Genomic DNA, 17,727 nt, shown 5'->3' with positions numbered 1-17,727 from the left:
GTAGGGGGTGGCCGTCGGCAGGCGGGGAAGGGTGGGGCGACCGCGCAGATCTTCCGTGCGGCGCACCGCCAAGGTACCCCCTCAACACCACCAGCCATAGACCCAAAACCGCCGAGTGTCCGCGGTGCGGGAGAATTGCCTTCGTGTCCTCGAACCTTGACCCAGAAGTCGCGAACCGCCTCCGCCGAAACGACGCTGGGCTGGTGCCCGCGATCGTCCAGGAGCACGGCACCGGGCAGGTGCTGATGCTGGCGTGGATGGACGACGAGGCGCTGCACCGGACACTCACGACGGGCCGCGCCACGTACTGGTCGCGCAGCCGCAACGAGTACTGGGTCAAGGGCGAGACCTCCGGCCACGCGCAGCACGTCAAGGCCGTGGCCGTCGACTGCGACGGCGACACGCTGCTGGTGACGGTCGAGCAGACCGGGGCCGCCTGCCACACCGGCAACCACACCTGCTTCTACACCCCACTGGAGGTCTCCGGATGACGACCGGCGCCGTGGCCCCGGACGAGGGCAAGTTCCGCGATCTGGCCCGCACGCGCCGTGTCGTGCCGGTGACGCGCCGCCTGCTGGCCGACGGGGAGACGCCCGTCGGTGTGTATCGCAAGCTCGCCGGCGGCCCGGGGACCTTCCTGCTGGAGTCGGCCGAGCAGGGAGCGGGCGCGGCGGGCGCGGTCTGGTCGCGGTACAGCTTCATCGGCGTGCGCAGCGTCGCCACCCTCGTGGAGCGCGACGGCCGCGCCCACTGGCTCGGGGCGCCGCCCGCCAACGTCCCGCTCGCCGGGGACCCGACCGAGGTGCTGCGGGCCACGATCGCCGCGCTGAGCGCCGACGACGCGGACCTGCGCGAGCTCGACCTGCCGCCGCTGTCGGGCGGGCTCGTGGGCTTTTTGTCGTACGACGCCGTGCGCCGCTTCGAGCGCCTCCCCGAGTTCGCCGAGGACGACCTGCACCATCCCGAGCTGGGGATGATGCTCGCGACCGACCTGGTGGCGCTCGACCACTTCGAGGGGGCCGCGCTGCTGATCGCCAACGCGGTGCTGCCCGAGGCCGGGGCGGCCGACGACGTGGTCCGCGCCGCGTACCACCAGGCGATCGGGCGCCTCGACGCGATGACCACCGCGCTGTCACGGCCCACGCCCCCGCTGGTGTCCACTGTGGACCGAATGCCGGTCGGCGAGGTGATCAGCCGCACGCCGGTGGGGGAGTACCCGAAGGCGGTCGAGGTCGCCAAGGAGGCGATCCGGGCCGGGGAGTGCTTCCAGATCGTGGTCGCCCAGCGCTTCGAGCGCGCGACCGACGCCGACCCCCTCGACGTCTACCGGGTGCTGCGCACGACCAACCCCAGCCCGTACATGTACCTGCTGCGCTTCGACGGCTTCGACGTGGTCGGCTCCTCACCCGAGGTACACGTGAAGGTCGACGGGCGCCGGGCACTGCTGCATCCGATCGCCGGCACCCGCTGGCGCGGAGCGACCCCGGAGGAGGACGCGGCACTCGCCGCCGACCTGCTCTGCGACCCCAAGGAGCGCTCCGAGCACGTCATGCTCGTCGACCTGGCCCGCAACGACCTCGGGCGGGTGTGCAAGCCGGGCACCGTCGAGGTCCCCGAGTTCATGACCGTCGAGCGGTACTCGCACGTCATGCACATCGTCTCGACCGTCGTCGGCGAGCTCAGCGACGACCGTACCGCCTTCGACACCCTCGCGGCCACGTTCCCGGCCGGCACCCTGTCCGGAGCGCCGAAGGTCCGCGCGATGGAGATCATCGAGGAGCTCGAGCCGACGCGCCGGGGACTGTACGGCGGCGTCGTGGGGTACTTCGGCTTCGGCGGCGACATGGACACCGCGATCGCCATCCGCACGGCGCTGCTGCGCGACCGGACGGCCTACGTGCAGGCCGGCGCCGGCATCGTGGCCGACTCCGACCCGGCCGCCGAGGAGACCGAGACCCGCAACAAGGCCGCCGCGGTGCTGGCCGCGATCGCGACCGCCGAGACCCTGCGACCGGCCCGGTGAACCTCTCGGGCCGGCGGGGCTTGCTGACCACCGCGGTCGCCTGCGCGATCGGTGCCGCGGTGGTACTGCTGGCCGCCACGCGAAGCTGGCAGTCCCTGGCCACCGCCCAGCCCGCCCCGCTGCCGCCGATCACCAGGCACCGCACCGGCACCGAGATCGCGCCCTGGCTGCCGGCCCTGGGCGTGGTCGCCCTGGCCGGCGCGGGCGCCCTGTTCGCCACGAGGGCCGCGGCGCGCCTGGTCGTCGGCGTGCTGCTGATCGTCGCCGGCGCCGGGGTGGTCGTGGCGTCCCTGGTCACCCTCGGCGACGGCGTCACCGTGGCCTGGCCGCTGCTGAGCGCGCTCGGCGGGCTGCTCGTGCTCGCCGCCGGGATCGTCGCGGTGCGCGTGGGCGGGCGGTGGCCGGGCATGAGCGCGCGCTACGAACGCAGCCAGGGCCCCGCGGAGAAACCCGGCAAGCCGGCCTCCCAGGCCGAACTGTGGGACGCCCTCGACCGGGGCGAGGATCCAACGACGGGTGATCGGCCGTAGACCAGGTCAGCGGCCAGGAATGAGCTCGTCCAGGGTGTCCAGTGGCAGCGGGCCGTGGGCGAGTACCTCGTGGTGGAAGTCGCGGATGTCGAACCGTGGCCCCAGCGTGGCCCGGGCGCGGTCGCGGAGCTGCTGGATGCGCAGGCGGCCGATCATGTACGCGAGGGCCTGGCCCGGCATGGCGATGTAGCGGTCGACCTCGTTGGTGATGTTGGTGTGGGACAGGGCGGTGTTCTCCAGCATGTAGTCGATCGCGCGCCGGCGGGACCAGCCCAGGTGGTGCAGGCCGGTGTCGACGACGAGGCGGCAGGCGCGCCAGGCGTCGAAGGAGGCCATGCCGAGGCGGTTGAGCTCGCTGGTGTAGAGGCCGAGGTCGTCGCTGAGGCGTTCAGTGTAGAGGCCCCAGCCCTCGCCGTGCGCGTCGAAGTACGTGAATCGACGAAACCGGGGGACATCGGTGCGTGATTGAGCGACTCCGATCTGCAAATGGTGGCCGGGGACGCTTTCGTGGAAGGCGAGGGCCTCGTACTCGTACCGCGGACGCAGCTGCGGGCGGAATGTGTTGACGACGTGGGTGCCAGGCCGGGAACCGTCCGCGGCGGGCGGCATGTAGTAGCCGAGGACCGAGTTCTCCGCCTCCGCGGGATCCATTTCCTTCACGGTGCACGGGGCGATGTCGTACACATGGAAGAGGTCTGGAACCGCCTCCTCGGCGCGCCGCAGCGCATCCGTGACCGTGTCGACGATCTCGGCGCTCGTGCCGAAGCGCAGCTCGGGGTCGTCGCGCAGCCGGGCGATCACGCCGGCGCCGCTGCCGAAGACCCGGCCGCCCCGTTCGGTGAACTCCACCTGCAGGTCGGCGACGAGGCCGAGGCCGATCGCGTGGATCTCCTCCGGTTCGAGTTTCGTCGTGGTGTACGCGCCGACCAGCGTCCGATACGCCTCCCGGCCGCCCGGCACGTGGCAGAGCCCGACGTGCTCGTCGCCGCGCCCGAGCGGTAGCAGCCGGTCCTGGAGGGTGGTGCGGAACCGCCGCAGCGCCGGGCGGACCACCTCGTGGACGATTTCGGTGGCCCGCGGATCGCACCGCCCGAACACATCCCGCTCAATGGCGGTTGAAAGATATGCGTCGATCTGGGCAGCCGCCTGCCGGACCCCGAGGGCGGTCGGGAACCGGCCGTCCTGCGCAGCCTGCAGATAGAGTTCCGCGTGCGCGTCGAAATAGCCGCCGACCTTCTCCAGCCGGGCCAGATAGGCCGCGTCCGGCTCGGGTGCGGTCGCGACGACCGACACCGCCTGCGCGAACGGTCCGGCGATGCTGGCCGTGACGGCGACCTCGGATGTCGCGTCGCGCAGCATCCGGCGGCCGTCGGCGAGCAGCCGTGTGAGGATCGCGTGGCTGATCCGCTCCTGCGTGCCGAGCCGGGCAGTGCCGACCTCGCGCAGGTCCCCGGCCATCCGGGCGAGCTCGGCCTGGCGGCGTTCGGCGGCGGCGCGACTCGGGTCGGGTACGTCGGCCTCGTGCCCGGGGACCCCGAACACGGTGGCGGCGAAGGGATCCGCGGCGAAGGTGGTGTGGAAGTACTCGTCGCCGATGTGGTCGAGAGCGTCCATCAGTCCAACTTAGCCGTTCGAATCCGGCATGTACCGGGTCAGATCCAGCCCTCCCGAGCGGCTAGTAGCCCCGCCTCGAACTGGCTGCGCGCGCCGAGCCGTTCCATGAGATCCGCCATCATCCGCCGGCAGGTGCGCTCGGAAAGGCCGAGCCGCTTCGCCGCCGACTCGTCGGTGTGACCCTGGCCGAGGAGGTTGAGCAGCTCCCGCTCGGTCGGCGTGACGCCCTGCCGCTCCTTGGACTGGGCGGCGCCGAGCGGCACCGCGGTGCTCCACACCTGCTCGAACAGCGTACACAGCGAGGTGACGACGCCTCGGCCGGTGAGCACCAGCACGCCCGCCTGGGTGTCGACGGGGTCGATCGGCACGACCGCGGTGGCCCGGTCGGAGATCAGCATGCGCGGCGGCAGCACGGGGGCGGTGCGGACCTCGCCGCCGGCATCGGTCAGGGACTTCGCGTACTCCGACGTGGCGCGATCGTTGCGGGCGCTCTCTTGCATCGCGGCCCGGATCGTGACGTTGCGGGCGAGCAGATCGGCGTTGTTGCGCAGGCCGGCCGAGATGGTGTGCGTGGACTGCACGCCGGGCGTGATGCTCAGGGCCTCAACGCGGACGGATCCGGCCAGCTCCTCCAGCCGCTGCAGAACCGAATCCATGCCGACCACCCGCTCGACGTCCTCGGCGCGGGCGTCGCGACGGTCGGCGAACTCGGCGACCATGGCGGCCATCGCCGTCTGCCCCTCGGCGATCTGCTGCTTGCGCCGATCGAGGTCGGCCTGCTGGCGGGCGAGCAGGAGCTGCAGCCCGACCTGCGGGCTGACCGGCCGCAGCGCGCCGTCGCGCTCGACGGAGGTGCGCAGCAGGGACAGCTCGAACAGCTCGTCGGGCCGACAGTTCGGTGACGCCCCAGGTCGGGTTGCCGAGCATCAGCCGGTAGATCGCCTCGGCCGTCGTGTTGAGCCCAAGGTATTCGAGCACGTCGTTTCCCCCAAACGCCGCTCTGTGCAGTGTCTGTGCAGTGGTAGTGCCGCTGATGGTCGCAGGACCGCCGTTGGCCGCGCCATCGGCCGACCGTGCGGGGCAGGCTCCGGCCAGGCCGGTTTCGGCCAGGCGGGATCTCTTCAGGGCGGGCGGCTGGTGCGCCACAGTCTTTCTCAGGGCGGCGGTGCTGCACAAGCGCCGGAGACGCCGATGATGATTCCGATGAATGGGGGCACCGTCCATGTCTGTGACCGTTCGCAGCGTCGCCGTTGCGGCGACCATGGGGGCATTGATGCTGACCATTGCCGCAGTCCATGAAGAGAGGCCGCCGGCCGGTGTCGTGGTGGACGGCGGGTCCGCGCCGTCTCCGCCGCCGTCGCCGACGCCGCCCCATCCCGACGGTTGGACCTGGGGGTAGATCATGTTTCTGGTCAGTCTGACGATCGAGGCGACGCCCGCGGCGCCGTTGCGCAATGTCGAACCGGACCGTGCGGTCTCCTCGTTCCGTCGGCTGGCCGTCGCCGGTGACCGGCTCGAGCACGTCAGTGCCCGGGCCGGTCCGGGCCGGCTGTACCTCGGCTTCTTCTGTCTCGGCACGAGCCGGGAAAACGCCACCGGAAATGCTCAGGAATTGTGTCGGCGAGCCCTCGCCGGCAGCCCTGAGTTTGCCGGATGGAAGCTTCTCTCGCCGCCCTGAGCGGCGAAGATGTGGAATTCGCCGACGGTCACAGGTTGACTGGCGGCGCATCCGCATCTCCGCAAAATGCACCGAGCATATCTTGAGCTTGAAACGTATCTTCCGCTTGTTATGGCTCCGGGAGGGGGGGCGGATGAATCAAACGGGGAGCCAGTTCATCCGTTCCTCACCATTCAGATGGAGGCAGAACAATGGGTATCTCGCTCACCGCCAAGCGAACGGTTGCGGGCCTGACGATGGCCGGCCTCGGGCTGATGTCCGTGCTCCTGCCGACCTCGTCCGCGTTCGCCGCCGAGACGCCGCAGAAGACGCAGACCGTCGAGAACGTCGGCGGCGGCACCTGGAACTACGGCACCGGCAGCGGCTGCGGCATCCTCAAGTGCGCCTGGTCGCACTACCAGCACAACACCAACCACCACTCGGCGACGTCGATCTGCGGCAGCTCGAACGTGAAGGTGCAGGGTGCAGCAGAACGCCGGCATCTGGGCGAACGCCGACACCTCCTGCGGCGTGGGGCAGAGCACCGCCGCCTACTGGAACAACGCCTGATCCAAACGACCGGCCCGTCGAGGAAACGCAAATGAATCGACGGTACTGAACAAGTGCTGAACTATGATGAGGGTGGGCTGGCCGGCCTGTCGGCCCACCTTCGTCAAGCAGGCCGACAATGATCACTGTTTACGGCCCGTGGAGGCGAAGCGACCGACATGAAACGCATCTTGAACGTCCTGCTGATGCTCCTGCTGTCAGTCTTCGCCTTCGCCATTGCATACGTGCAGGCAGACAGCGACCAGCGCGACGCGATGAAGACCCTTCCCGCAGTCACCGGCGAGACATTCCTGATCCCCGACGATCCGAATCTCGCCGACCCGGACACGGTGCACGCGGCACTGCTGAGTGCGGCGGCCGAGGCGCACGTCAATATCCTGCGGACCAATGTCGGCTACAGCCCAGCCGAAGTCCCGCAGATCACGCAGTACATCCTGCTGACCACCGACACGAAGGTCTATGACGCGTTCGGGCTGCGCGGCGGTCACTGGCTCACCGCCGCGGAGACCCAGTCGGGCCGGCACTACCTGGCCTCGGCCGCGGTCGGGGGCAACGACGCGGACCGGGTCGGCCGGATCAGCGACTTCGGCGGCAACGACCAGATCGCCATCCGTCCGCTCGGCGCCGCCTATGACCTGCTGCCCGTCACCGGCCGCTACATCGCCGAGACCACCGACGGCTCGTCGCTGGACCGGTTCTTCACCCTGTTCGCGGAGAAGTCGAACTCGGGAAAGACCGCGGCCGATTTCCGGAATGCGGAGAGCGTGCAGCGCAGTGGCGGTCTGACGCTGGCGTCGGCGCTGCCAACCATGCTGTATTTCATCATTCTGCTGACCGCGGTCCTTCTGGTGTACGAACTGCTGCACGACGCGAAGCAGGTCGGCGTCATGAAGCTCAACGGCCTGGGCACCTTGCGGATCTGGTATGCGGTCTCGGCACGGTTCATCCTGCTCGTGATGGCCGCCGTCGCCGTCGCCGCCGTGGCCGCGGCCTGGCTGATCCCGGACAGCACGGCCGGGTTCGTCGGCTCGCTGCTCGCCTCACTCGGCCGCGCGTACGCCGTGATGCTCGTCGCGTCCCTGCTCACCTGCGTCTACATCTCGCGGATCAAGCTCAGCGACACGATCAAGAACCGGAAGAACACCCGCGGCGTCTTCTTCGTCAACCTGGCGCTCAAGGCGGCCTGCTCGGTCGTCGTCGTGATCGTCGGTGTGTGGTCCTGGGTGCAGTACGGGCAGATCGCCGACCAGCAGGCCACCCTCGCGAACTGGGCGAAGACGAGGGACTACGCGGTCTTCACACCGACCAGTGTGGGCAACGACCTCACCACGTTCGAGACGAACCAGCCAGGCCCGTCGACCGCCGAGGTCTACGACCTGTACCCGAAGCTCAACGCCCGCGGCGCGCTGTTCATCGACGCGACCAATTTCGAGCCGGCCGCGCTCGCCAGCCCGCAGGACGTGCCGCGCTCGATTCAGGTCAACCCCAACTTCCTGCGCGCCTACCCGGTCCGCGATACCTCCGGTACGGCCGTCGACATCCCGGAGAGCACCACTGCGTGGGTGGTGATGCTGCCCGAGCACTTCAAGCCGGACGAGTCGGAAATCATGTCGTACTTCCGTAAAGTGCGGGACGACAATTATCGCGCCGAGGAGCACTGCGCCGGCCACAAGCCGCCGGCCGAGCTCGCCGACCAGCCGGTCCGGCTGATCTGGCTCGCCGAGGGCCAGCGGGCGTTCAGCTTCAACCCTAAGGTCTACCCCGACCACCGCAACGAGATCCCCGACCCGATGATCCAGGTGATGACCACGGCGAACAGCCTCGGCTGCGACCGCGCCAACATGATCACCGGCGGCGTCGGCGGCGCCCTCAAGGTCAAGGTCGACGGCGACTCCAAGGGCACCCTCGACAGCCTCGGCCCGGATCTGCGCGCCATGCGCCTCGACGACAACCTCACGCACCTCGTCACCATGAACGAGTACGTGCTGCAACAGGTCGTCGAACTGCGCTCCGCCGTCCGCCAGACCACCGCCGTCGGCCTCGGACTGCTCATCGTCATGCTGGCCCTCGCCGCCGAGGGACTCGTCCTGAGCTTCTCGATGCACGCCCGCAAGATCGTCGTCCGGCGCCTCCACGGCGTGGGTCTGCGCCGCTCCTACCGGGAGTTCACGCTCACCTTCGCCTACTCCTGGGCCGCCCAGCTCCTCGCCGTCGTCGTCCTGCTCTTCGGCGCGGACGTCATCGGTCTCAATGCCGGCCTCACGGCCGCGATACCGGCAGCCCTGGCCATCGCCGTCGCCATCATCGCGGTGGAACTGCTGTTCTCGAATACGGCTATCGCGTTCATCGAGCGCAAGAGCCTCGTCAAGGTGCTGAAGGGGGAGTTCTGATGTCCGAACCGATCTGCGAGCTGCTCGGTGTTTCCAAGCGATACGGCGGGCACCCGGTCGTCCGCGACCTGAACCTCACCATTCAGCCGGGCGAAATGGTCGCCATCACCGGCCCGAGCGGCTCCGGCAAGACCACGGTCCTGAACATGCTGGGCCTCCTGGAGTCCCCGGACCACGGCGCTGTCCGCCTGTTCGGTGCCGCTGCTCCCCGTGTGCGGTCGAAGCAGGCCAACCTGTTGCTGCGCAACCGACTCGCGTACCTGTTCCAGAACTTCGCACTCATCGACAACGCGACGGTCGAGGAGAACCTGCAGATCGCCCAGACATACGTCAGCGGCTCCGCCTCCCAGAAGGCATCCCAACGCCGCGACGTCCTGCGCCGCGTGGGCCTGGGAGCCGCCGCCCACATGAAGCCTTTTGCTCTTTCCGGCGGTGAACAACAACGCGTGGCCATCGCCCGCATCCTGCTGAAACCCTGCGACCTGGTTCTGGCTGACGAGCCCACGGGATCCCTCGACGCGACCAACCGCGACGCCGTCATTGACATGCTCCGCAATCTGTCCCGGTCGGGAAAGACCATCGTCATCGTCACCCACGACCCGGTGGTCGCCGAGTCCTGCACCCGAGTTATCGCGCTCAGGTCCACCCATAACCCGGTTCCTGCCTGACTCCCCCAGGCGCCCGAAGGCCCGGCCGACCATGTTGGCCGGGCCTTCGGCGGCCTCGAGTGCGACCTCGCTGTGAGCGCTGTCCCCGTCGTACACGACAAGGAGGCCAAATCCGGACTCCGCCTCGCTTCCACCCCGGCGATGGAACAGGTCCGAGTAGGGTTCGGCCCATGGCGAGCAGCAGCGAGGAAGTGATCGAGGTCGCCGGGCGCCAGGTGACGATCACGAATCCGGACAAGGTGTACTTCCCGAAGTCCGGCCGGACCAAGCTCGACGTGGTGCGCTACTACCTCTCCGTATCCGAGGGCGCCCTGCGTGGTGCGGGCGGCCGCCCGATGGCCCTGAAGCGCTACGTCAACGGCATCGAGGGCGAGGCCTTCTTCCAGAAGCGCGCACCGGCCAAGCGCCCGGAGTGGATCGAGACGGCGGAGCTGCGCTACCCGTCCGGCCGTACCGCCGAGGAGGTCGTCCTGCGCGACGCCGCCCAGCTCGCCTGGGTCGTCAACCTCGGCTGCCTGGAGCTGCACACCCACTCGGTGCTGGCCGAGGACCTCGAGCACCCCGACGAGCTGCGCATCGACCTCGACCCGGTGCCGGGCGTGCCGTGGGGCCAGGTTGTCGACGTGGCGCTGATCGCGCGCGAGGTCCTGGACGAATACGGCCTGGCCGGCTTTCCGAAGACCTCGGGCTCGCGCGGCTTCCACATCTACGCGCGCATCGAGCCCCGCTGGACCTTCGCCGAGGTCCGCCGCGCCGCCGAGGGCTTCGCCCGCGAAGTCGCCCGCCGCGCCCCCGACCTCGCCACCGGCGCCTGGTGGAAGGAGGAGCGGCAGGGCGTCTTCCTCGACTACAACCAGAACGCCAAGGACCACACGACCGCCTCCGGTTACTCCGTGCGCCCGTCCGAGGAGGCGAAGGTCTCCGCCCCGCTGAGCTGGGACGAGGTTCCCGGCTGCGACCCCGGCGCCTACACCGTGGAGACCGTGGCGTCCCGCCCCGACCCGTGGGTCGGCATCGAGGACGCCCGCGGCTCGCTGGAGCCGCTGCTGGAGCTGGCCGCCACGTTCAAGAAGCGCCCCCCGGCGAAGAAGGGCACCGGCCGCCGCCAGCCGAGCATGCCGCTCCTGGAGATCACGCGCACCGCCACCCGCGAGGAGGCCCTGGCCGACCTGGACCGCTGGAAGGACCGCCACCCGGCGGTCTGGCCCCTGCTGGAGCCGGCGGACGTCCTGGTCGACTCGATGCGGGGGATCAACTCGGTCTGGTATCGCATCCGCGTCAACCTCGTGCACGTCCCCGAGGCGCAACGCCCGCCCCAGGAGCCGCTGGAACACGACTTCGACCCCTTCGCCAAGTGGAAGGAGATGCAGGCCCGCGGCGAGATCCCGGCCCGCTGGCGCCGCCCCGAACCATCCGAGCCCACCGACGACTGACCCCGCCTCGGCGCCGAACCGGGCGAGCAGGGCGAGACCGCAGCGCCACCGCTCCGCGCGGACGCGGCGTGCCATGGGATGGTGCGGACCGTGTCTCCGGCGGTCGCAGCGGTGCAGGCCCGCGGCGAGCAGGGCGAGACCCGAGTGCCACCGCTCCGCGCGGACGCGGCGTGCCATGGGATGGGTGCGGTCCGTGTCTCCGGCGGCTGCAGTGGTGCAGGCCTGCGGCGAGCAGGCGAGACCCGAGTGCCACCGCTCCGGGCGGATGCGGCGTGCCATGGGATGGGTGCGGTCCGTGTCTCCGGCGCCCGCAGCGGCGCAGGCCCGCGGCGAGCAGCGCGAGACCCGAACAACGCCACCGCTCCGCGTGGCTGCGGCGTGCCATGAGATGTGCCCGCCCACGGCCGCAGCGGCGCAGGCGACTCCGGCGCCGCGTCCGTCCAGCATCCGCGCTCGGTCCATGGTCGGGCGCGTGCTCTCCACGGCCGCCGCCCGCGGTTGGGCGACATCGTGGTGGTCGCCGTGCCCCTGAACGGCAGGACGGTGATCGGCGCCTGTGACTGCTATCCGCAGCGCGACGGTTACGTGGCGGAGCCGGGCAGTGGCAGCGTCACCAACAACGGGGCCGTCGCGCACTCGCTCGCCCGAGCCCAGCCGGTGCGAGGGAGGATCCGAGCCTCCGGACGACCCCCGCCCAAGCCGCAAGACACGCCAAGACCAGGAGCCACGCCAAGACCGCAAGGCACGACGCGACGAGGGCGCACGACGCGACGAGAGCGCAAGGAACGACCAGACCGCACGACGCGACCACTCGGCACAACGCGACGAGGCCGCGCGACGCGACGAGGCCGCGCGACGCGACGAGGCCGCGCGACGCGACGAGGCCGCGCGACGCGACGAGGCCGCGCGACGCGACGAGGCCGCGCGACGCGACGAGGCCGCGCGACGCGACGAGGCCGTACAACGCGACAAGATCGGTCCGGCAGCGCGGGCCACGGCGGCATGCAGCCGGTTCATCGCGCCTCCTCCGGGTCGTCGACCCAGCCGGCCATGAGGATCAGGCCCGTCTCGCGATGTACGGCCAGATAGCCGAACGGCTCGTCGAAGCGCACCGTCACGCGCAGCCGCCGGGCCGTGCCCTCGCCGCTGAACGTCATCGGGACCACCGGTGCCCGCCGCGCCGGCGCCGCCCGGAATCCCGGGGCCGTGAACGCCGCCGCAACGCTCTGCGCGGCCGTGGCCACTCGCAGCGGGCCGGGGCCGATGCCGGGGAACGAGCCGGAGGCGGCGGCCGAGCGCAGCCCGAGCACGTCGGCCAGGCCGAGCAGGTCGTGGGTGGTCGAGGCGGCGAAGCGGGGCACCTTCACCACCAGCTCGGGCTCGGTGTCGTCGGCGTCGACCAGGGCCGAGGTGATCCCGGGCCCCTTGCGGCCGCCGGGTGAGGCGAAACTTTCCGCCGCTGCGGCGAGGACGGCTTGGGCGGGGGCGGCGCCACCGGCAGTACACAAGAAGACGTCCACGCCGGAAGTGCCGCGCACCGTGAGGATCGTGACCGGGCCGGCCGCCGTCTCGGCGGCCCGCAGGGCCGACAGGTCGGGGCCGCGGCGGTGCAGCGAGGCCAGGCGCCGCCCCGCCCACGGGCCGGCGTCGGGGCGCAGGACGCCGTCGGTGAAGGGCTCGGCCCAGTCGGCGGTGACGGCGAGCGCCGAGGCCAGGATCAGGGCGTGCTCATCGGCGGTGGCGGGCGGCAGCGACGGGACGGGGGCGCCGGTCTGGGCGGCCGCCCACGCGTCCAGCAGCGGGCGGTCGATCATCGCGTCGCCGGTCAGGCGCGGGTCGGCGCGGGCGGCCCAGTCGAGCGTGAGCGGCGTGCCCTCGCGGGTCCAGATCCCCAGGGCGCCGCGGACGGGCAGGTCGAGCGGGGTGGGCGCGACGGCGAGCAGCTCCTCGCGGGCCGGGCCGGCGGCGACCGAGGCCAGCCGGGCGAGCAGCGGATAGATCGCGGCCGCCGAGAACACTCGTGCAGGTGACACCGAGGCCCAGGTGGCCGTCAATGTGTTCGCCCGCGTCACGCTCATGCCGGTCACATTAGGACGGGGGTACGACAAAACGCGGCGGCGAGGCATTATGCCCTAGCCCATCAGGTGACGTCGGCCATACCCCCGCGACCTTCCACTGACCGGGGGCGACCTAGCATCGGTCGCATGACCACCGGAGAGGGGAGCTCCTTGATCAACGCGGAAAGCGGCCGGGTGCTCGACGAGATCCTCGCCGGAGTGCGCGAGGACCTGGCGGTCCGCGAGGCCCAGGTGCCCCTGGCAGACATCAAACAGCGCGCCGCGCAGGCCCCGCCGCCCCGGGACGCCTATGCCAAGCTGCGCGCCCCGGGCGTCGGCGTGATCGCCGAGGTCAAGCGGGCCTCGCCGTCGAAGGGCGCGCTCGCTGAGATCCCGGACCCGGCCGAGCTCGCGAAGGAGTATGCGGCCGGCGGCGCTCGCGCCGTGAGCGTGCTCACCGAGGGCCGGTGGTTCGGCGGCAGCCTCGACGACTTCGCCGCGGTGCGGGCCGCGATCGACGTGCCGATGCTGCGCAAGGACTTCGTCGTGTCGTCCTATCAGGTCCACGAGGCCAGGGCCTACGGGGCCGACCTCGTCCTGCTCATCGTCGCCGCGCTGGACCAGAACACGCTGTCCGGGCTGCTCGACCGCATCGAGAGCCTCGGCATGACGGCCCTGGTCGAGGTGCACGACGAGGAGGAGACCGACCGCGCGCTGGAGGCCGGCGCCCGCGTGATCGGCATCAACGCCCGCAACCTGCGTACGCTCGAGGTCGACCGGACCGTGTTCGAGCGGATCGCGCCCGGGCTGCCCGCCGAGGTCGTCAAGATCGCCGAGTCGGGCGTGCGCGGGCCGCACGACCTGATCCGCTACGCCTCCGCCGGCGCCGACGCGGTCCTCGTCGGCGAGGGCCTGGTCACGCAGAAGAGCCCGCGCGACGCGGTCGCCGAGCTCGTCACCGCAGGCAGCCACCCGGCCACACCCAGGGCGGCCCGGTGAGCTCCTACCTCGCCGCCGCCGGCCTGCTGCCCGACCCGTTCGGGCACTTCGGCACGTACGGCGGCCGGTTCGTGCCCGAGGCGCTCATCGCCGCGCTGGACGAGCTCGACGCGGCCTACCGCCACGCCCAGGCCGACGAGGCGTTCCAGGCCGAGTTCGGGCGGCTGCTGCGCGACTACGCCAACACGCCCAGCCCGCTGTATCGGGCCGAGCGCCTCGCCCGCGGTACCGGTGCGACGATTTTCCTCAAGCGCGAGGACCTCAACCACACCGGCGCGCACAAGGTGCGCAACGTGCTGGGACAGGCCCTGCTCACCAAGCGGATGGGCAAGGCCCGGGTCATCGCCGAGACCGGCGCGGGCCAGCACGGCGTCGCCAGTGCCACCGCCTGCGCGCTGCTCGACCTCGAGTGCGTGGTCTACATGGGCGAGGAGGACACCCGTCGCCAGGCCCTCAACGTCGCCCGCATGCGCATGCTCGGCGCCACCGTCGTGCCCGTCGCGACCGGCTCCCGGACGCTCAAGGACGCGATCAACGAGGCGCTGCGCGACTGGGTCACCAACGTCGAGGAGACCCACTACCTGCTCGGCACGGCCGCCGGCCCGCACCCGTTCCCGGCGATGGTCCGCGACTTCGTCGGCGGGATCAGCGTCGAGGCCCGCCGGCAGATCCTGGAGCAGACCGGCCGGCTGCCCGACGCGGTCGCGGCCTGCGTCGGCGGCGGCTCCAACGCGATCGGCGCCTTCCACGCGTTCGTGCCCGACGAGGCCGTCCGCCTCTACGGCTTCGAGGCCGGCGGCGAGGGCGTGGAGACCGGCCGCCACGCGGCGAGCATCACCGGCGGCGCGACGGGCGTGCTGCACGGTGCGCGGACGTACCTGCTGCAGGACGAGGACGGCCAGACCGTCGAGTCGCACTCGATCTCGGCCGGCTTGGACTATCCCGCGGTCGGCCCCGAGCACGCCTACCTGCACGACACCGGCCGCGCCCGCTACGAGCCGGTGACCGACGCCGAGGCGATGGACGCCTTCAAGCGGCTGTGCCGCACCGAGGGCATCATCCCGGCGATCGAGAGCGCGCACGCCGTCGCCGGCGCCCTGCGCGTGATCCCGGCCCTGGCCGAGGAGCTGGGCCGCGAGCCCACGCTGATCGTGTGCCTCTCCGGCCGCGGCGACAAGGACATGGACACCGCGCGCGAATGGTTCTCGGTATGAGTGTGCAGACGGCGTTCGACCGGGCCCGCGCCGAGGGCCGCAGCGCGCTGATCGGCTACCTCCCGGCCGGCTTCCCGGACCATGACACGGCCGTCGACGCGATCCGCGCCATGATCGACAACGGCGTGGACGTGGTCGAGGTCGGTTTGCCGTACTCGGATCCGGTGATGGACGGCCCGGTCATCCAGCGCGCCACGGAGGCCGCCTTGGCCGCCGGTTTCCGCGTGCGGGACGGCCTGCGCACGGTCGAGGCGGCGGCCGCGGCGGGCGCCCCGATCCTGACCATGACCTACTGGAACCTCGTCGAGCGCTACGGCGTGGAGCGCTTCGCGGACGACCTGGCCGCGGCCGGCGGCGCGGGCCTGATCACGCCCGACCTGATCCCCGACGAGGCCGGCCCGTGGCTCGCCGCGTCCGACAAGCACGACCTGGACCGCGTCTTCCTGGTCTCCCCGTCCTCGACGGACGCCCGGATCGCCAAGACGGTCGCGGCCTGCCGCGGCTTCGTCTACGCCACGAGCGTGATGGGCGTGACGGGCGCCCGCGACCGCACGAGCAGCGCCGCCCCGGTCATCGTGGACCGCGTCCGCGCCACCGGCGCCGCCGTCCCGGTCGCGGTGGGACTCGGCGTGTCGAACGGAGCCCAGGCGGCCGAGGTCGGCGCGTTCGCGGACGGCGTGATCGTGGGCAGCGCGCTGGTGCGCTGCCTGCTGGAGGCGCAGACGCCCGCCGCGGGCGTCGCGGCCGTGGCCAGGCTGAGCGCCGAACTGGCCGAGGGCGTCCGCCGCCACTAACGCAGGTGGCCGTCGTTAGGCCGTCGTGCGTGCTTTTTCCGATTTTGTACCGCGGGCACTTCTCCTGGCGGCCGTGGCCTCCGTGCTCGCCGCGCCCCCGTACACAAGCGCACCGGCAGTCGTGGGCTCGACCGCGGACGCGGACTGGCGCCAGAACGGCGGCGACGAGGCCCACTCCGGCCATCAGGCGCTGACGGGCCCCCTGACGCCCGCCGCGGCCCGCCGGCTCCGCCTGGCCTGGACAGCCCCCGCCACCCGCGAGAACGAGCAGGTCGGCGGCGCGATCGTGGTGGACGGCACCGTCTTTCGCGCATCGGGCGGCCCGAGCGGCCAGATCCGCCGCTACGACGCCGTGACGGGCGACGACCTGGGCCCGCTGGTGGACGAGCCCGGCCAGGCGTTCACCCAGCTCGCGGCGGCCGGCGACACCCTGGTGGTCGAGTCGATCGAGCGCCCGTCGCTGCGCCGGTCCCTGTGGGCGTACACGATCCGCGGCGCCCACCGCTGGACCACACCCCTGCCGGACGCGGTCTCGGGCGGCTTCACGACGTCCGGCGACCTGATCCTGCGCAGCGCCGGCCCCACCCTGTTCGCGTACCGCGTGTCGGACGGCACCCTGGCCTGGCAGGCTCCACTGGCCGGCGAGCCGGGCCTCCACCCGCCGATCCGCGCCGGCGCCCTGGTCCTGCAGGCCACCGAGCCCGGCCACCTCCTGGCCTTCGACGCGAAGACAGGCACCCTGACCTGGCAACGCGAGGCCAGCGGCGCCGAACTCGTAGCAACCCCGCCCTCCACCAGCGTGTACCTCACGCCATCCGCCACCGACGCCTCATCCGCCACCGCGTTCCTCGCGCCGTCCCGCAACGCCACCGCCGCGCCGTCAACGAGCGTGTTCCCCGCGTCGTCCGCCACCGCCACCGCCGCGCCGTCCACCAGCGTGTTCCCCGCGCCGCCGGCCAACCCCAACGCCGCATCATCCGCCAGCGCGTATCTTGCGCCGTCCGCCGACGTCGACGCCAACCCCGCGCCGGCCACCGGTCCGGCCGCCACGAACGCCACACCCGTATCCCGCAACGACCCCGACCTGAACGCCGCCGGCCACCCCGCAACGACCGGCACGAGCGCCGCAACCACGGTCCGCAGCGCCAACGCCTATGGCACCCCCGCAACGGCCGGCGCAAATACGGTGGCCGGCAACGCCAACGCCGTCGGCGCCCCGGCAGCGGGGGCCGGCAACCTCGTGGCGGACGCGAACGACGCGACGGCGGCCGGGACCGTGTTCAGCGTCGGTGAGCGGGGCGTCTGCGCCTATGCGATCGCGGACGGCGCCCAGCTCTGGTGCGACGCCGAAACTCTGGAGAGCCCCGTCCACGCCGGCATCGGCGACGGTCAACTCTACGTCATCGACGGCCACGGCGGCCTCGCCGCGTTCGACGCCGGCACCGGCGCCAGGCGCTGGCGGACCGCCTACGGCCTCGACGCCGAGGTCGACGCCTCCTACTGGGCCCCGGTCAACGGCGGCGGCGCCGTCTACGCCGTTGTCTACCACTTCGCCGTCCGCGGCGGCGTCAGTACCCACCGCGTCGAGCTCATCGTCGCGGACGCGCGGACCGGCGAGCTCGTGCGGCGCCTGGACCTCGACGTCGACGCCATGCACGGCGACGAGCCGCTGCTGCTGGCCGGCGATCACGTGTATTTCGCCGCGGTCCAACGGCTCATCGCGGTCGGGGCCGGGCCGATCAATCCCTGACCTTACCAGACATCGAAAAATCGATCGC

Annotated in this window: 15 protein-coding genes; 12 read left to right on the top strand and 3 right to left on the bottom strand. The window is 71.6% G+C overall.

The window, feature by feature from the left end:
- The first annotated feature begins 134 nt into the window (after window positions 1-134).
- Genes hisI through ACQPY0_RS48270 form a run of 3 tightly spaced genes read left to right on the top strand, consistent with a single transcriptional unit; the run spans window position 135 to window position 2,553 of the window.
- A complete protein-coding gene (hisI, locus tag ACQPY0_RS48280; RefSeq protein WP_432995698.1) occupies window positions 135-491 on the top strand; it encodes a phosphoribosyl-AMP cyclohydrolase in 357 nt (118 codons plus the stop codon).
- A complete protein-coding gene (locus ACQPY0_RS48275; protein ID WP_432977025.1) occupies window positions 488-2,023 on the top strand; it encodes an anthranilate synthase component I in 1,536 nt (511 codons plus the stop codon). The genes hisI and ACQPY0_RS48275 overlap by 4 nt, the downstream gene beginning before the upstream one ends.
- Entirely contained in the window at window positions 2,020-2,553 is a 534-nt protein-coding gene (locus tag ACQPY0_RS48270) for a Trp biosynthesis-associated membrane protein (RefSeq protein ID WP_432977022.1), read from the top strand. Before ACQPY0_RS48275 ends, ACQPY0_RS48270 begins: the two co-directional genes overlap by 4 nt.
- Window positions 2,554-2,559: 6 nt before the next feature.
- On the opposite strand, the gene ACQPY0_RS48265 is transcribed toward ACQPY0_RS48270, so the two are convergent.
- Window positions 2,560-4,167 (bottom strand): DUF885 domain-containing protein, encoded by a 1,608-nt coding sequence (locus ACQPY0_RS48265; RefSeq protein WP_432977019.1) that lies wholly within the window; start codon window positions 4,165-4,167, stop codon window positions 2,560-2,562.
- A gap of 38 nt (window positions 4,168-4,205) precedes the next feature.
- Entirely contained in the window at window positions 4,206-4,895 is a 690-nt protein-coding gene (locus tag ACQPY0_RS48260; protein WP_432977016.1) for a LuxR C-terminal-related transcriptional regulator, read from the bottom strand.
- 674 nt (window positions 4,896-5,569) lie between these two features.
- Here ACQPY0_RS48260 and ACQPY0_RS48255 point away from each other — a divergent pair.
- From ACQPY0_RS48255 to ligD, 5 genes are all read left to right on the top strand, one after another.
- Complete coding sequence (locus ACQPY0_RS48255) at window positions 5,570-5,845, top strand: hypothetical protein (RefSeq protein ID WP_432977014.1); 276 nt, start codon at window positions 5,570-5,572, stop codon at window positions 5,843-5,845.
- Between the two features lie 191 nt (window positions 5,846-6,036).
- Window positions 6,037-6,429 carry a lactococcin 972 family bacteriocin gene (locus ACQPY0_RS48250; protein WP_432977011.1) on the top strand — a complete coding sequence of 131 codons (393 nt, stop codon included), beginning with the start codon at window positions 6,037-6,039 and terminating at the stop codon, window positions 6,427-6,429.
- A 123-nt stretch (window positions 6,430-6,552) separates the two neighbouring features.
- A complete protein-coding gene (locus tag ACQPY0_RS48245) occupies window positions 6,553-8,784 on the top strand; it encodes a hypothetical protein (RefSeq protein ID WP_432977008.1) in 2,232 nt (743 codons plus the stop codon).
- Window positions 8,784-9,452: an ABC transporter ATP-binding protein gene (locus ACQPY0_RS48240; RefSeq protein ID WP_432977005.1), complete on the top strand. Its 669-nt coding sequence runs from the start codon at window positions 8,784-8,786 to the stop codon at window positions 9,450-9,452. Before ACQPY0_RS48245 ends, ACQPY0_RS48240 begins: the two co-directional genes overlap by 1 nt.
- A gap of 170 nt (window positions 9,453-9,622) precedes the next feature.
- Window positions 9,623-10,885, top strand: a complete 1,263-nt coding sequence (gene ligD / locus ACQPY0_RS48235) for a non-homologous end-joining DNA ligase (protein WP_432977002.1) — start codon at window positions 9,623-9,625, stop codon at window positions 10,883-10,885.
- A gap of 1,013 nt (window positions 10,886-11,898) precedes the next feature.
- Here the strand turns inward: ligD and ACQPY0_RS48230 are convergent.
- On the bottom strand, window positions 11,899-12,963 hold the full coding sequence (locus ACQPY0_RS48230) for a hypothetical protein (protein ID WP_432976999.1): 1,065 nt from the start codon (window positions 12,961-12,963) through the stop codon (window positions 11,899-11,901).
- Window positions 12,964-13,137: 174 nt separating this feature from the next.
- Here ACQPY0_RS48230 and trpC point away from each other — a divergent pair, with 174 nt between their 5' ends.
- From trpC to ACQPY0_RS48210, 4 genes are all read left to right on the top strand, one after another.
- Window positions 13,138-13,941: an indole-3-glycerol phosphate synthase TrpC gene (trpC, locus tag ACQPY0_RS48225; RefSeq protein ID WP_432995697.1), complete on the top strand. Its 804-nt coding sequence runs from the start codon at window positions 13,138-13,140 to the stop codon at window positions 13,939-13,941.
- Window positions 13,938-15,155, top strand: a complete 1,218-nt coding sequence (trpB, locus tag ACQPY0_RS48220) for a tryptophan synthase subunit beta (RefSeq protein ID WP_432976996.1) — start codon at window positions 13,938-13,940, stop codon at window positions 15,153-15,155. Before trpC ends, trpB begins: the two co-directional genes overlap by 4 nt.
- Entirely contained in the window at window positions 15,152-15,949 is a 798-nt protein-coding gene (gene trpA / locus ACQPY0_RS48215) for a tryptophan synthase subunit alpha (protein ID WP_432976993.1), read from the top strand. Before trpB ends, trpA begins: the two co-directional genes overlap by 4 nt.
- A gap of 73 nt (window positions 15,950-16,022) precedes the next feature.
- Complete coding sequence (locus ACQPY0_RS48210) at window positions 16,023-17,699, top strand: PQQ-binding-like beta-propeller repeat protein (RefSeq protein WP_432976990.1); 1,677 nt, start codon at window positions 16,023-16,025, stop codon at window positions 17,697-17,699.
- Window positions 17,700-17,727: the final 28 nt, after the last annotated feature.

This window comes from Dactylosporangium sp. CA-233914, assembly GCF_050942935.1.
In the GTDB taxonomy this organism is placed as follows: domain Bacteria; phylum Actinomycetota; class Actinomycetes; order Mycobacteriales; family Micromonosporaceae; genus Dactylosporangium.
Note: the sequence above shows the minus strand (reverse complement) of the source record. Positions and strands in the feature narration are given on the sequence as shown.